Origin of the sequence: Bacillus paralicheniformis, assembly GCF_002993925.1 — a bacterium.
Lineage (GTDB): Bacteria > Bacillota > Bacilli > Bacillales > Bacillaceae > Bacillus > Bacillus paralicheniformis.
In genome coordinates, this window is the sequence record NZ_CP023665.1 from 3,447,683 (window position 1) to 3,463,006 (window position 15,324).

Here is a 15,324-nt window from a genome sequence, read left to right on the forward strand (position 1 = left end):
AGCGCTCCTATTTTTTCTGCTGCCCGCTGACTTTCGGAATCAAAAAGAACAGACCTGCGATGCATAAGAGGATCAGCAGACCGTATAAAATGGGCAGGAAGATGGATTGCCGGCTTTCCGCAGCGTCATCTTCCCGTCCCGATAAGGACGGATTTGCCGAGAATGACAGGTCAAGCTGCTTCAGCTTTGACGCCACGGAATTGCTTTCATTCGTGAAGCTTCCGGACAGGCTTTTCAGCTTTTCGATGGCATCTTCTTTTTTCGAATCTGTAAATGAGAATTCCTTCAGTTCTTCTGGAATTGATATTTCTTCCTTGTATTCCGTCTCTTCTTCCTGAAGATAGTCCGTCTCGATTTTAATATCCTGCTTTTCATACTCGTTTGGCTTTACATCGACTTTATCGGTTTCCTCCGCCTTCACGAACGGAGTGAAAAGAAAGAAGGAGAGCATGACTGCCATGATCCCCTTCTTTCCCCATTTCGCATTAAGCATCATGGTCAGTCTCGCTTTCTTCTGTTCTTGATTTTGCAAAATCGATAATAAAAGGAACAGCAATCGCGATGATCGTGATTAAAATTAATGCACCGATTCCGAGTGCAAACTGGCTTCCAGTTCCGTACTGAATCGACATATATACGGTTGATACCGGATTGTTAAAGCTGAAGTTCGGCATCGCCAAGTCAAGCAGCGGCGCTACATAGAACAGCACCATAGCGGCTGTTGCGATTCCGCCTGCGATCGATCCCAGCATAAACGCCGTCCGGATGATGGCTGAACTTGCGACCAGCAGCAAGATCGTAAAGACCGACCACATGACGGCCTGATCGTCTGCGAGTGAGTAAATGTTCAAACCGAACAGACTGATCATCAGTCCGACAATAATATTCAAAATGCCAAACAGCGCGCCTCTGACTAAGAGCGGAGCATTTTGATAATGGTGGCTGAAATATCCGATCAGCAAGCTGGAAAGCATCACAATCACGAGAATGACGACCGGCGGTACGTTTTGCGCTTTCGACTCTGGAACATCCCCGCTGATTTTCACCGGACTTGCCAGATGATCGTATACATATCCGTCGTTTCCTCCGAACGCATTGCCGAGAATGCCGTACACGTCTCCGCGGATCAGCTTTGTCGTCGCGACATTTTGGCCCCAGTTTGAATTCAGGGTATCCGCTTTTTTCTGAACATCGTTCACACTTTCCTGAATATTGCCCGTGTACTCGATGACGCCTGATTGCGTTTCCGACAAGGAACCGAGCATGTTAGACAGCTGCAAAATGTCATTTCCGAGCGTATCCTGCATGCTGATGACCATCGTTCCATCTGTCGCGTCTCCCTGCATGACCGCCGTTCCGGCGCCTTCCGGATTGCGCAGCTGTTCAGATACGGCATTTGCTCGTTCTGAAATCGTGCTGAGTTCATTCAGCACGTCAGTCTGCTTCTCACTAATGAAATCGCCGTAGCTTTTGACGAAATCGGTCATGTCTGTTGTGTAATTTTCAATGTCTTCATTTGTAGACAGCATATTATTTTTTAAATTGCTCCATTTTTCCGCTTCGGTTTCACCGATTTTAAGGACGGTATCCACGCTGTCTTTTTTCGCGGAGATGACATTGCTCTTAATTGAATAATCTACTGATCCGTATAGCGTTGTTCTATATACAGACAACGTATTATGATATCTGAGAAGGTCGCGGACATCTCTTGTATTGATTTTAGAAGCAAAAGCCTCTTTTAATGCTTCTTTTCTCTCAGTACCCATCGGGTAGCTTAATATTTCGTTTTCAAGTGTTTCGATTTGACTGTAAATCGTCTTAAAGTCTTCATTCTGGCTCTCTTCAAGCTTTGTAATTCGCCCGTTCAGCTTTTCGACATTTTGATTTAAGTCTTTAATCGTATTCGTTAATTCAGCGACTTTATCATCAAATTTTTCTAGCTGTTTTTTCAACTCTTCATTATGCGTTTCCTGTTTTTCGCGAAGATCTGTTTCCACCTTTTCAATTCTAGCGGCGGCTTCATTGAGCTGTGCTTTTAACTTGGTAATTTCGTCTTCAGGCTCGTCTCCCGGGTTCTCCGTTTGGCCGTCTTCGCCTGTTCCCTTATCGCCTGCATCATCTGCAGAAGTTGAACCGTCCTGCTGACCGATTTCCCCGGTTTCAGGAGAAGGTTCTTGACCCTGATTCGGCTCTCCGGCAGATGGTTCTTGATCTCCTGAACCGCCATCATTCCCTGAGGAATCCTTTAGCCCGTCCGATAATTCTTTAAGATCAGCCGCTATGTTCTTCAATTCATCTTGCTGTTCTTGAAGATCGATTTTTAAATCTTTCGGCTGTTCTTCGTCGTCATTTTGATCTTCATCATCGTTATCTTGATCATCACCAGGATTTGTGGTGCCTGGATCTTCCTGTGGAACGGTTAACACTGAGCGCCTCTCTATTAATTTAGGTTGAAGCACGCTCAGATTATAGCTTCTCGTTTGGGCCTGATAATCATCGATCAACTCATTCTGAATCCTGTCAATTCCGCTCATTTGTAACGGCACCTGATTTTCACGCGTCGTTTGCAGGTTTTGAAAAGAGTTCGCAGTCAGGCTGAATTGATTTTGCAAACCGTTGAATGAAGCGGCCATGCCGCTCATTTGTTCATTGAAACGGCTCGTTGCGCTGGACTGCTTTTCCTTAATCACCGTAAGGCCGTCTTGAATTTGCTTTTCACTGTCCGCTTGTGCAGCTTGAAGCAGTTCCGACTGCTTTTCTTGATATTGTTTGTACTGATTGACGTTGTCGACGAAGCTGTCCAGTTGTTTTTTGGATTCTTCGACGCCTGCGTTGCGCTCTTTTGATGTGCCTTCTGTTTCATTGATCGATTCTTTCAGTCTGTCGATCATCTCTTTTTGTCTTTCTACTTCGCCCGCTAAATTGTTGGAGCTCGGCTTGTAAAAATTGTACATCGCGTTTTGGAATTCTGATTCTTTGTTTACGATGCTGTCAAACTCTTTTCTGACCTTTTTGACTCCCTGTTTGACAAAGCGCCAATACAGGGAAGACATTTTTTTGCTCACCGTTTTTTGCGCGTCTTGAAGTTCGCGCTGGACTTTTTCCTTGTTGACGGCGTCAAGCTGGTCCTGAATTTTAAATTCCAGCTCCGCTTTTTGTGGACGCTCATGGTTGTAGCTTAAAATGTTTTGCGAAAAGTCCGACGGAATGTAGACAATCGCATCGTATTGCTTCTCCGAAAGTCCGCTTTCTGCTGCGCTCCGGTTGACGACCGTCCATTTATAGTCCGGACGGTCAACCAGGGAAGCCGAGATTTCGTTCCCCAGCAGCGCATCTTCATCAACGGTTCCGTCATCTTTCAAAATGCCGGTATCTTCATTGACGACAGCGATTTCCCTTGTCGCGTTCGATACCTTTTTCGTCGGGTTCTCACCGATGAAATGAAAGAACAAGACGGGCAGCAAGATGATCGTGACGAAGGCGCTGATAATTTTCAGCGTGCTTTTTTGTTGTTCCGTCATTTCGTTTTCTTCCTTTCTACGGCACATAAAGGAATTTGAATTTTCCTCTCTTTGCCGTTTTCAACGATATAGCCAAAGCCCGGGAGAATTTCCGGCTCCTGGCGTTCATATGGGAGCTGAATCAAATTCTGCTCGGATTTTTTCATCAATAGCATGGCGTGTCTGACCTGCTTGACTTCGCTTGTCAGCGAATCATAGCCTTTTGTGAACTCGCTGTGATTTCCGGCAGGTATAAAGTGGAAGCCTAAATGGGCGTATGACTTCATAAACATCGCCATTTTATCCTGAATAGATGCGTCGATCGTCTGCTGGAACCGTGAAAGTCCGTCGACGATAAAGACCATCGGTGAAAAATCAAGGTTGGCGATTTCGCCTTGTTTAACGGCTTCCAAATACATCGCTTCTCTTGTCCGGCAAATTTCTTCCGTCTCAGCCAGCCAGAGCATAATGTCGTCTTTTGTTTCAAGGTAGCTGATTTGATCCTCTGTCGCATATTGAGAAAGCCCTCTGTCTATCGAATCAAACACGGCAATTTTTTTCGTGTCATGGTCAAGCAGGTGCTCGAGCATGATCTTGATGACGTTTGTTTTTCCGCGCTGCGTCTGACCCATGATGAGGCAGTGCTTATTTTTCTCAAGGTTAAAGTATACCGGTTCGACAGATTCTTCATCGAGTCCCATTGGAATAAGGCCTCTTTCAGGCTGAAGCGGATAATCTCTCACAAACTGCGTAACGGAAAGCTCCAGCGGCAGCATCGGCACAGGCGCCGGCTTTCTCATGCCTTCCGACCGTTCTGCGATCGCCTGAATGTCGGATTTGATCCGTTCAAACAGCTCGATATCATTGTCCGCTTCCACAGGCATAAACATTTGTGCGAAGTATTGGTTTTCTTTATTGATAATGACGCGTCCAGGGATCGGTTCAAGGCTGAATTCCGGCCTTCCGATGATCGAATATGCTTCAGACTGATCCATCAGGTAGTGGACAACCCTCGTTTTCAGGTTGTTCAAGAGCGACTGTCTGATCGCATTGACCCTTGTCGCGGTCAGGATTAAATAAATTCCAAGCGACTGGCCGTCGCGTGAAAACTGGATAAATTCGCTTTCAAGTTCATGCATTTCGTCTTTAATGATGTCAAAGTTGTCGACCGTTATAAAAATAAACGGCAGCTTTTCCTTATTCAGCGCATTGTACATCTTGATATGGCTGATTTCTTTTGCGCGGAAAAGATTTTTCCGGTGCTCGATTTCCGCCTTGATCCGGACCATGAATTTCTCGATTTTTCTCGTTTGGTCCATCAAGAAATAATCCGCGGTATGCGGAAGCCTTGCAAGCGGAAGCAGCGTTCCGTTGCCAAAGTCGAAAATGTAGTAATGCAATTCTTCCGGTGTATATTGTTCGGCAAAGCTCATCATGAACGTCGTAGCGGTCAGGGATTTTCCGTAGCCTGACGATCCGACGATGCCGATATTGCCGTCATCCATCATGCGATAGCTGATCGGCTCCTGGCTTTGCTTTTCAGGTTCATCGATATAAGCAAAGTTAAAGGCATCCGCTTCCTCAGACGGGTAGCGCGTTTTAGGTATGCGCTCTTCAAGCGGCGGCAACCAAGGGCTCGGAAGCTTCTCGATTCCCATTTCCTCTTGAATCCGTTCAATTTGTTCGACGACTGCGGAAATTTCCGTTACGGCCTCTTTTTTCGCAGTATGATCGGCGTCAACGTCTGACAAAGGAATTAAACCGGTGTCTGTGACGATCGCCACTTCATCCTCTGTGCCGTAGCCGTCCTCCATGTAAGGGGCGCCGCTCCATGCAGACTGGAACAGTTCATACACCTCATTGTTGCCGACTTGCAAATAACCGCGGCCCGTTACCGTGATGGTAGCCGCATCCCCATTTTTAAGGATTTCTTTACTGTCATTCGCATCCTGAACCTTCAAGGCAACCTTGAATCTGGAGTTGCTCCAAATCTGGTCGTCGATGATGCCGCCCGGTTTTTGCGTCGCCAAGATTAAGTGCACCCCGAGACTTCGGCCGATCCTTGCCGCGCTGACAAGCTCGCGGATAAATTCCGGTTCTTCGCTTTTCAGCTCGGCAAATTCGTCTGAAATTAAGAAAAGGTGCGGCATCGCTGTTTTCGCTTTTTTCTGTTTGTAAAGCTTTGTATAGTCATTGATATGGTTGACTTTATACTGATCAAAGAGCCGCTGCCTTTTCTTCAGCTCACTCTTAATGGACGCCAGCGCCCGGTTGCTGAAGTTCTTGCTGCCTTCAATGTTAGTAATCGTTCCGAGCAAATGCGGGATGTTCCGGAACGGCTGCGCCATTCCGCCCCCTTTGTAGTCGATTAACAAAAATGCGACTTCATGCGGGTGGAAGTGAACGGCCAAAGACAAAATATAAGTCTGCAAAAATTCACTTTTACCTGAACCGGTCGTTCCGGCAAGCAGCCCGTGGGGGCCGTGGGCTTTTTCGTGAAGATTTAAATGAACAATGTCGTCTTTTCCTTTATAGCCGATCGGTACGGCCAAAGATTTGGCCGATTCGCTTGTCAACCATTTTTGGCCAATACCGATGTCATCGACTTCCTTCACTTGGAACAGTTCGAGAAACGATACGGTATCAGGAATCGAATTCGTCATGCCCGTCTGGTGGTCAAGCGTTCTCAGCGTCCGGGAAAACAGTTCGTTGTCTTCCCTGTTGTGGTGATCCAGCTGAAACGGGATCTGTACGGCTTTCTTTTGCTTGATCAAAATGTCGCCTTCCTGTTCAGTAATATAACGAACAAGGGTATGAATGTTTTCGGACAGGCTTTCTTTCGTCTCTGCCGCCACGATTGTCGACACTCCGAGGTTTTTCTGCTTGCCTTCCAAATATTCTAAAATGACGTGTTCCGCGATGAGCTGCTGATTTGTGATGATAAACACAAAGTGCGGCTTATACAAAGTATTCTTTTTGTTTTCATCTAAATCCCGTTCTCTCAAAATTTCATATATGCTTGAAAGGAGCTGATCTCTTGTCTGTTCGTTGTAAATAAACCCTTTCGCATAAATATGAGGCATCTGAAAATGCGGAAGCCACTTCATCCATTCCCATTCTTGATACTCGGCTTCGTCAAAAATAAAGACAAAGCGCAAATCATGATAGCTGTGGAAAAATGCGAGCTGGCCGACAAGCTGATGAATTTCATTTTTGACGACGGACAATTTTCCGACGACACCCATCGGGCCTTCAGCAAGATTCACGGTGATCGGCGCATTTTTCAGTTCTCTGTAGACCTCTTCCATTTTTTGCGTTTGTTCAAGGAGATGGTCTGTATCGCGATTGGCCAAATCTCCGCCGTTCAAATTGATTTGGTATGAAGATGCAACATTTCCCGTTCCAAGGCGGATTTGCAGAAAATCGGCGCTTTCAATCGATTTTTCCCAAATCCGTCCGCTGATCTCCTTTGTTAAATATTTCATTCTCTCAAATGTAGGAAAATGGAAATCAAGGACGAACTTTTGCCTTTCTGCAAGTTCGTGCAGCTCTTTCTTTTTGTTTTCAAGGTAAAGGGTGTAGACCCGCTCTCTTTTTTCTTCTCTTTTTTTACGCTGATTTTTGTCGCGGAAGTACTGCACGGTTGACGTAATCAGCGTCATCATAAACATCGCAAGGGAGACGATGATAAAAATTCCCCGCGGCTGAATGAGCGCCACGATCCCCATGACAAGCAGCATGACGATCGGAGGCAGAATCATCAGCCATAAGCCTCTGTTGTCTCCGTCGCTTTCCTGTGCCGGGAAGCTGAAGGATATCTTTTCATCCGGCAGATCGTAAATCATTCTCGGCGGCCTGCGGTATTGCGGATATTTATTTTTTGTCTCGGAGCTCGGCTTGAGAATGTTCTCCAAAGACGTATCATATTGCCCGAACCCCTCGATTTCCAAGAGGTCATCTTCAATGATGCGAAGAATATTCAGTCCAAATGCGATTTCGTCTCCATTTTGCACGGAGACCGAAGCGGACACTTCTTCTCCGTTCAAATAAATTTTGGCGCCATTCGGCAGGACATTCCATCGCCCGTCGAGGCGGATGAAGGAGAATGTACCTTTTTCTCCAAAGAATGAATCCGTTTCATTGAAATAAACATCCGCTTCTTGATCAAGGGAAGAAATGACGACTTCCTGTCTCTCTCCCAAATAGTAGGCGGGAACGCTGTCGGATTCTTCGGCTAAAAAAAGTGTCAGCTGTTCAGCGCCGCTTTGGACGGACGCCTTTCCGCCAAGCTTTAAAGAAGAAACAGTCTCCCCTCCCAGCTGCACGTTGAAAGCGTCTGAGTCCTTCTGCTTTTCCAGTACCACCGGGCCTTTTTCAAACGAAAAATGCTTGATCGTGACAGAATGTTTCAAATCCGGCCCGATGGTGAGCGTGCGGCTGTTCTGATCATCCAGTTTTATTTTTTGATAGTTTTTATGATAAAAAATCCATAACAGACTCATTTCCCCGCCTCCTGCCAACAACAGGTGTTTTCGCTTTTATTTATCATCTTTTTTCTTTTTGTCTTCCTTTTCTTTATTTTCTTTTTTCGCCTGCTCTTGCTCGGCTTTCTCCTTTTCAGCCTTTGCGGCTTCTACGTCCGCCTGGCTTTGCTCGGTGTTTGCCTGCTGGTTTTCATCAGTATTCTTCTGCTCTTTTTTATTTTGTTCCAATGTCTTATATAATTCGTCAAATTCCTTTTGCAGCGGCTCCAGGAGCTTTTCTCTCTCATCGCTCGACATTTGGTCATCCGCTTTTATTTCACTCATATATTTTGTGATTGCGTAGATAATTTGAAGGTCGTTTTCCAGTTTCCTGCCTGTCTCAAGAGCCCCCTTATTATCCCCCCGTCCGATCTGAATCCAGTAAAGGAAATTATTCGGATCGACTTGGAGCGTCAGGCTTTTTAAAGCATCTTCCTGCCAGTCCAATTCCTTCAATGCGCTCTCAACAAGCACATACGAATAAGCCAGTTGATATTGAACAGAATCAGGCATCTCGCCGGCATCATATTTATCAAGCGTACTGATGACTTTGCTGTACTGTTTATTTAAGAAGTAGCGGTTGCTTTCGATAAACGCCTGCTGTTTCGGTTGTGCAAAGAATAATGAGTAGAAGGAAAATAAAACAGCCGGTATTAAGCATAAAATAAGTCCTAACCCTATGTACCTTTGAATCTTCCATTTCTTCTTCGGAAGATGGACAAGCGTTTTTTCTTCGGCATCCAGTTCATCGATCCTCTTTTGAATGACGGCTTTCAAATCGCCGTACGTCCCGCTTGTGATGATGTCTTTTACCTGATCTGAAAACTTGATGGTTTCGCTGTATTTTAAATACTCTTCAAAAGTAAACTGCCCATCGACAGCAAGCGCAGCAGCGGCTTTCACTTCATTGAAAAGTCTTTCTTCGTCGTGTTCATATGGCGGAATGCTTTCTTTCACTCCATAATGTAAAAATTTAGGTGTTAATCCTTTGTCAAAAACAATGTTTTCAGGCGCAGCGATCAGGTGCAGCCTTTTAATTGAATGTTCTTCGACGGCTTTCACGAGCTGGTACGCAAAAAGCCATTTGCTTTTTTTATTTTTTCCTTTTATATAACGAAATTCTTTATATTCGGAAGGAGGCTGAATCAAAATTTGGACTTCATCATCGGTCATGACGGTTTCTTTATTAAAGGAAGGATCGACTTCTTTGATGACGTTTGCTTCCAAGCCGTTCACAAGATTGATCTTTTCTCTTTGAAAACGAAAGATATATGAACCGTCTTCTTTCGTCATGACGGCCTCTAATTGGTCTTCGAGATACGTTTTCTTTTTCTCTGCCATTCACCCAGATCCTTTCATAAAATTTCCAGGCGGTCACCTGTCGTAATTCCGCATTGCGATAATGTATATTCGCCTGAAAAAACGGCATCTTTATTTGTCACCCTTACCCAGTAGCCTTCCCGGGGAGGTACCGGTATGCTTTTGGCTTGCCACGCGATGTCGATTACCTTTTTAACAGAATGGTAATCTGACAGTCTGAGGTCAAAGGCGCTGCCGTCGTAATGTTTTAAATCGATGGTAATGTCAACATACACCAGTTCATCACCTCTCAATAGAAAAAGCGCCGTCATCTTCTTTTGAATTAGGCGCTTCTCTCATTCTTCTAATCTGTAAATTAGCCGCGGATTTGGCTAGCGATGTCTTGGTCAGTGCTTTCAAGAGTGTTAGCAGTCTGATGAAGTTGTTTAGAAACGTCGCTTAGAAGTTCAGCCATTTTAATAAAAGAAGGTCTTAGCTCTTGATATTGCTCTGAGAACGCACGGCTTGATTCACCTTCCCACATATCTTGAAGCTGGTTGATCATTTGATCAAGGCGCTGATTGACCTGTTCAGTCACATCTCCGCTTTCTTTTTGATATCTGTCAGCCATTTGCCGCAATTCAGCCGGCGTAACACGAATGATTCCTGACATATTCCTTATACCTCCTGCGCTATTCGCCCTAGATATGGGCTAAATAACTTATTTTTTTGAACGCTTTTATTATAAAAACAAGATTGAGGCACAGTCAAACAAATCTGTTGTTATTTTACAAAATGAGTCTAAAGGTTTATCATTCCTCTATTTCCACCCAGCAAAAATTATAGAAATCTAGTAAAATTATCTCAATTTTCTTCTCTCGTAACATTTGAATCAAATGACATGGTTCTGTGTACCCACTTGGGTCTGAACCGTTTCCATAGGATAAAGGAAGGATTGCATAAGCGCAAAAAAAGCCCGCCTCTAAGAGAGGCAGGCTTGTCTCGATCAGCCCGCTTTCAAGCCGGCTGATTTTTGTTTTTCCTTATTATAATGGTGCAAAAAGAAATCGTCAGTTTCCGCCCGAATGACTTTCCATAAGAGCACAAGGGCGATTAAGTTCGGGATCATCATTAATGCGTTCGCCATGTCGGCAAAAGCCCATACAGTATTGAGGCTTGCGACTGCACCGTAATATGCAGCGATGACATAAACGACACGGTAAACCGGCACCCATTTTAAACCAACTAAATATTCCAGACATTTTTCTCCATATACATACCAACCGACAATGGTTGAATAGCCGAAGAAAATAACTGAAAACGTCACAATGTATTTACCCGCGGCTCCGAGCGAAGAAGCAAACGCGGCGTTTGTCAGCGCGCCGGCGTCAAGCGATGTATCGTGGGCAACACCAGAAAGCAGACCGCCTGAAGGATCCCAAAATCCCGTAATAATGAGGACGAGCCCGGTCATTGTACATACGATCAATGTGACGATGAATGTTCCCGTCATCGCAACCAAAGCAGCCTTGACGGGGTGATCGGATTTCGCGTTTCCTGCGATCAAAGCAGCGGTACCAAGACCCGCTTCGTTTGAAAAGATTCCTTTCGACATGCCGTTTCTGATCGCCTCAGACACGACTACACCTGTAAAGCCCCCAGCGGCTGACACCGGATTGAAGGCGTGATAAAAAATCAGCTGGAACGCCGGAATGATTTGATCATAATGAAGGAAAATAATGATCAGTGAGCCGCCGATATAAAGAATCGCCATGACCGGCACGAAAATGCTCGCCACCGTGCTGACACGCTGAAAACCGCCGAAGATGATCGCGGCTGTCAATATCGCGAGCACAAGACCGATGATCCAGCCTGGAATTCCGAAGCTGTGTGTGACGACTTCCGAAATCGTGTTGGATTGGACGGAATCCCCGATTCCAAAAGAGGCAAGCACACCTGACAATGCAAATAAAACGGCAAGCGGCTTCCACTTCTTCCCGAGCCCTTTTTCGACATAGTACATCGGTCCGCCCGAATATTCGCCCCGCTCATTTTTGACGCGGTATTTCGTGGCGAGCAATGCTTCGCTGTATTTCGTAGCCATCCCTAAAAGACCGACGAGCCACATCCAAAACAAAGCCCCCGGACCTCCAACCGTAATCGCCGTGGCTACACCGGCAATATTCCCGTTTCCGATCGTTCCGGCAAGCGTCGTCATCAGCGCCTTGAAATTGCTGACATCACCGTCTGCTCCGGCTGATTCTTTCTCTTTCCCGAATGCAAGTTTGAATGCATATATCAATCTTTTAAATTGAAGCCCCCGCAGGATGAACGTCAAAAATAAACCGGTTCCCACAAGCAGAATGATGCCCGGGACTCCCCATAAAAAGCCGTTGATTTTCTCTAGAATCGCCAATGTTCCTACTCCTCTTATTTCAGAATAATTAAATTTGGTGTAATACATCGCTACGTTTATGAAAAATAATAAATCGCCAGCGACTTTTTTGTTGATTTTAACAAACAACTATATTCATAATAAAAGTAAGATGGGTATATGTCAAAATTTTTTCATGCAAACATAAAAGTAGGGGTTTTTTTATGAACAATCGAAACAATCCTTTTAAATATCAATATGACCGTTTAGAAGATGTGGCAGATCATATCAGCGAGGTGCTGGACTGTCCGATTACAATAGAAGACATCAACCACCGTCTCCTTGCTTACAGCACCCACAGCGACTACACGGACCCGGCGAGAACGTCAACGATCATCGGAAGACGCGTGCCGGAAAAGGTCATCAACAAGCTTTGGAAAGATGGAACGATTCCCGCCTTGATGAAAACCGACGAACCGATCAGGGTCGAGCAAATCGATGAAGTCGGCTTGTCGAGCCGCGTGGCGATATCAATCTGGAAAAACAGCGAGGTTATCGGTTTTATCTGGGCGCTGGAAAGCCAAAAAACGCTGTCGGAAAACGAGCTTCATCTTTTGAAGCTGGCTGCGGATTCCGTCAAAAACAAGCTGCTGCCTTATCAAGTCCGAAAAAGAAAAAATGAACAGCGCAGCCAGGAATTTTTCTGGAAGCTCTTGACCGGGCATATTTCGGAAGATCAGGAGATCTCCGACGGCTTTCATCAGCTTGGTATCGGGGTACCTTCAACTTACTCGGTCATCATCATCCGGCTGAAAGACGAAATCGAAGAAAAAACCGAAAAACAGCTCCACTACTTGCTGGAGACGACGCAGCAGGTGCAAATTCTTCTGGCTACAATCGATTATAATGAGCTGATTGTCCTCGCTTCGCCAAAAACGGGGCAAAAGGGACAGCCGTTCAATGATTTAAAGCAATTTGCCGCGAATATACAAAAGCAGCTTGAAGAGCGCTATAAACTGAACAACTGCACGATTGCGATCGGCGGAATGTACAGCTTGATCACCCTTGTACACCAGTCTTATCAGGAAGCGCTCTCGGCGCTGAAGGTCAAGGAGCGTTTTCCCGAAGAAACAAGGCAGCTCGTCAGCTTTTCAGAACTCGGCATCTATCAGTATCTCGACGTGCTCAGCGAAAAACGAAAACACGCAAGCTATCCAAACTATTCTTTAATGCAGCTTGAAGCATATGACAAGGAGCACCACTCCAATCTTGTCGAGACGCTTGAGCAGTTTATCGAATGCGACAGCAACGTCAACACCGCCGCCAAAAAGCTGAACATTCACGTCAACACGCTGAACTACAGGCTGAAGCGCATCAGTAAAATCGCCGAAATCGATTTAAAAAACATCAATGAAAAATTTACGATTTATCTGGAAATCAAGCTTCGCAACATGCATTTGTGAAATTCCACAAATGCATGTTTTTTTATTTTCCGATCCAAACAAAGAAAATTCTAAAAAGTCAGTATAAACTAAAACAACAGCATTTTTACAGAAAAAGGAGGAATGATGGGATGATTATCGGCGTACCGAAAGAAATCAAAAACAATGAAAACCGTGTTGCCTTGACTCCCGGTGCAGCTTCTCAACTGATCGCTGCAGGACACCGCGTCATCATCGAAAAAGACGCGGGGGCTGGAAGCGGGTTTGAAAATGAAGATTACGTCTCTGTAGGAGCGGAGATCTCAGAACAGGCGAAAGCCGTCTGGGAAGCAGCTGATATGGTGATGAAAGTCAAAGAGCCGCTTCCTGAAGAATATCCGTATTTTAGAGAAGGGCTTATCTTGTTCACTTATCTGCATCTGGCCGCAGAGCCTTCCCTGGCTGAAGCATTAAAGCAAAAAGGCGTGACAGCCATTGCCTATGAAACGGTCAGCGACGGCCGCTCCCTTCCTTTACTGACGCCGATGTCAGAGGTAGCCGGGCGGATGGCCGCTCAAATCGGCGCCCAGTTCCTTGAAAAGCCGAAAGGCGGAAAAGGCATACTATTGGCCGGGGTACCAGGAGTCGCGCGCGGGAAAGTGACGATCATCGGCGGAGGCGTTGTCGGCACAAATGCGGCAAAAATCGCGGCGGGTCTGGGAGCTGACGTGACGATGATCGATTTAAGCGCGGAACGTCTGCGCCAGCTTGATGATCAATTCGGCAACCAAATCAAAACTTTGATGTCCAATCCGGTCAACATCGCTGATGCCGTCGCTGAAGCCGATCTCCTCATCTGCGCGGTGCTGATCCCGGGTGCCAAAGCGCCGACTTTGGTGACGGAAGAGATGGTCAAACAGATGAAACCGGGCTCGGTGATCGTTGACGTCGCAATCGATCAAGGCGGCATCGTCGAGACGGTGGATCACATCACAACCCACGACAATCCGACCTATGTCAAACACGGAATCGTCCATTACGCCGTTGCCAACATGCCCGGGGCCGTTCCGCGGACATCCACAGTCGCACTGACGAATGTAACGGTTCCGTACGCGCTTGAAATCGCAAATAAGGGCGCGGAAAAAGCGATACTTGAAAACCGTGCGCTAAAAGCCGGCGTAAACACAGCAAACGGCCATATCACTTATGAAGCCGTAGCCAGAGACTTAAACTATGATTACGTTCCGGCAGAGCTTGCGATCGAAAATTCGTCGTCAGCCACCGGTGCATAGCATCAAAAAGACAGAGCCTCGGGAAACAGCTCCGAGACTCTGTCTTTTTCTTTTATTCCGTTTTCCGCCGATCCTGAATCAATTTTGCGGTAATCACAGAAACAGGGATCGCGGCAAACAGAACAATTCTCCACAGCGTCCTGTCTGAGGCATCGCCGGCTGCGGCAAAACCGCCGCAGCTGTCAGCGCTAATAAAACAGCAAAAGCCTTTTTCTTGAATGATGCGATCAAAAGCCAAAAACATACGGTCAGCATGCAAAATATGAGCAGCTGTACGAAAAACATTTCATCCTCCCCCGCTAATCAAAGCTGTACCTTTCTTCTTTCCAAGGATTTCCCCTCATATGGTACCCGTTTTTCTCCCAAAAGCCCGGATGGTTTTCCTTTGTAAACTGAATGCCCCTCAGCCATTTGGCGCTTTTCCAAAAATACAGATGCGGCATGACCGCTCTGAGCGGAAAACCGTGCTCCGGTGTGAGCGGGGCGCCGTTGTGGGAATGAGCCAAAAGAGACGAATTTTTTAAGAAGTCTTCGAGCGGAACATTCGTCGTCCAGCCTTCCTCTGCATGCAAGATGACAAATTTGGCTTCGGGAAGCGGCTTTACTCTTTCAGCGATCTCCTTTGTTTTGATCCCTTCCCAGACATTATCGAGCCTGGACCAGCCTGTTACACAATGAATATCATTGGACACTTCGCTCTGCGGCATGTCATGCAGATCATTCAAAGACAGCAGGAGCGGCTGTTCGACAAGTCCGTAGACTTGCAAATTCCATTTTGAGAGGTCTTTGTATTCCGGAACATCGCCTGCATGAAGAACAGGAAAAGATGTCGTGACATTTTGGTTTGGAGGCACCCTGTCGGACTTGTGCGGTTTTGTTTTTCCAAAAAACACGAAAGAACCCCCTTTGTTAACT

General features: G+C 45.9%; 11 protein-coding genes. 2 read left to right on the forward strand and 9 right to left on the reverse strand.

The annotated features are described in order from the left end of the window. Positions 1-7: 7 nt before the first annotated feature. From essA to CP943_RS17735, 7 genes are all read right to left on the reverse strand, one after another. Positions 8-496 carry a type VII secretion protein EssA gene (gene essA, locus CP943_RS17705; RefSeq protein ID WP_025809752.1) on the reverse strand — a complete coding sequence of 163 codons (489 nt, stop codon included), beginning with the start codon at positions 494-496 and terminating at the stop codon, positions 8-10. After that, entirely contained in the window at positions 486-3,521 is a 3,036-nt protein-coding gene (gene esaA, locus CP943_RS17710) for a type VII secretion protein EsaA (RefSeq protein WP_025809754.1), read from the reverse strand. The genes essA and esaA overlap by 11 nt, the downstream gene beginning before the upstream one ends. Next, positions 3,518-8,002 carry a type VII secretion protein EssC gene (gene essC / locus CP943_RS17715; RefSeq protein ID WP_105981200.1) on the reverse strand — a complete coding sequence of 1,495 codons (4,485 nt, stop codon included), beginning with the start codon at positions 8,000-8,002 and terminating at the stop codon, positions 3,518-3,520. The genes esaA and essC overlap by 4 nt, the downstream gene beginning before the upstream one ends. A 36-nt stretch (positions 8,003-8,038) precedes the next feature. Next, positions 8,039-9,364, reverse strand: coding sequence for a type VII secretion protein EssB (essB, locus tag CP943_RS17720; RefSeq protein ID WP_048350242.1), 1,326 nt, complete (start codon positions 9,362-9,364; stop codon positions 8,039-8,041). Positions 9,365-9,378: 14 nt separating this feature from the next. Next, positions 9,379-9,618 (reverse strand): ESX secretion system protein YukD, encoded by a 240-nt coding sequence (locus tag CP943_RS17725; RefSeq protein ID WP_020452810.1) that lies wholly within the window; start codon positions 9,616-9,618, stop codon positions 9,379-9,381. Positions 9,619-9,698: 80 nt separating this feature from the next. Further along, the gene (locus CP943_RS17730; RefSeq protein ID WP_003184900.1) at positions 9,699-9,995 is read right to left on the reverse strand and encodes a WXG100 family type VII secretion target; all 297 of its coding nucleotides are present in this window, start codon (positions 9,993-9,995) and stop codon (positions 9,699-9,701) included. Between the two features lie 333 nt (positions 9,996-10,328). Beyond that, positions 10,329-11,738, reverse strand: coding sequence for an alanine/glycine:cation symporter family protein (locus CP943_RS17735; protein WP_023856169.1), 1,410 nt, complete (start codon positions 11,736-11,738; stop codon positions 10,329-10,331). 182 nt (positions 11,739-11,920) lie between these two features. Here CP943_RS17735 and CP943_RS17740 point away from each other — a divergent pair, with 182 nt between their 5' ends. Together CP943_RS17740 and ald are read left to right on the forward strand one after the other, a co-directional pair. After that, positions 11,921-13,159: a sporulation transcriptional activator AdeR gene (locus tag CP943_RS17740; RefSeq protein ID WP_043054456.1), complete on the forward strand. Its 1,239-nt coding sequence runs from the start codon at positions 11,921-11,923 to the stop codon at positions 13,157-13,159. A gap of 110 nt (positions 13,160-13,269) precedes the next feature. Further along, complete coding sequence (gene ald / locus CP943_RS17745) at positions 13,270-14,409, forward strand: alanine dehydrogenase (protein ID WP_105981201.1); 1,140 nt, start codon at positions 13,270-13,272, stop codon at positions 14,407-14,409. Positions 14,410-14,461: 52 nt separating this feature from the next. Here ald and CP943_RS17750 read toward each other — a convergent pair whose 3' ends face one another. Together CP943_RS17750 and CP943_RS17755 are read right to left on the reverse strand one after the other, a co-directional pair. Further along, on the reverse strand, positions 14,462-14,653 hold the full coding sequence (locus tag CP943_RS17750) for a hypothetical protein (RefSeq protein ID WP_234026547.1): 192 nt from the start codon (positions 14,651-14,653) through the stop codon (positions 14,462-14,464). A gap of 55 nt (positions 14,654-14,708) precedes the next feature. Further along, positions 14,709-15,302 carry a sulfite oxidase-like oxidoreductase gene (locus tag CP943_RS17755; RefSeq protein ID WP_059231512.1) on the reverse strand — a complete coding sequence of 198 codons (594 nt, stop codon included), beginning with the start codon at positions 15,300-15,302 and terminating at the stop codon, positions 14,709-14,711. Positions 15,303-15,324: the final 22 nt, after the last annotated feature.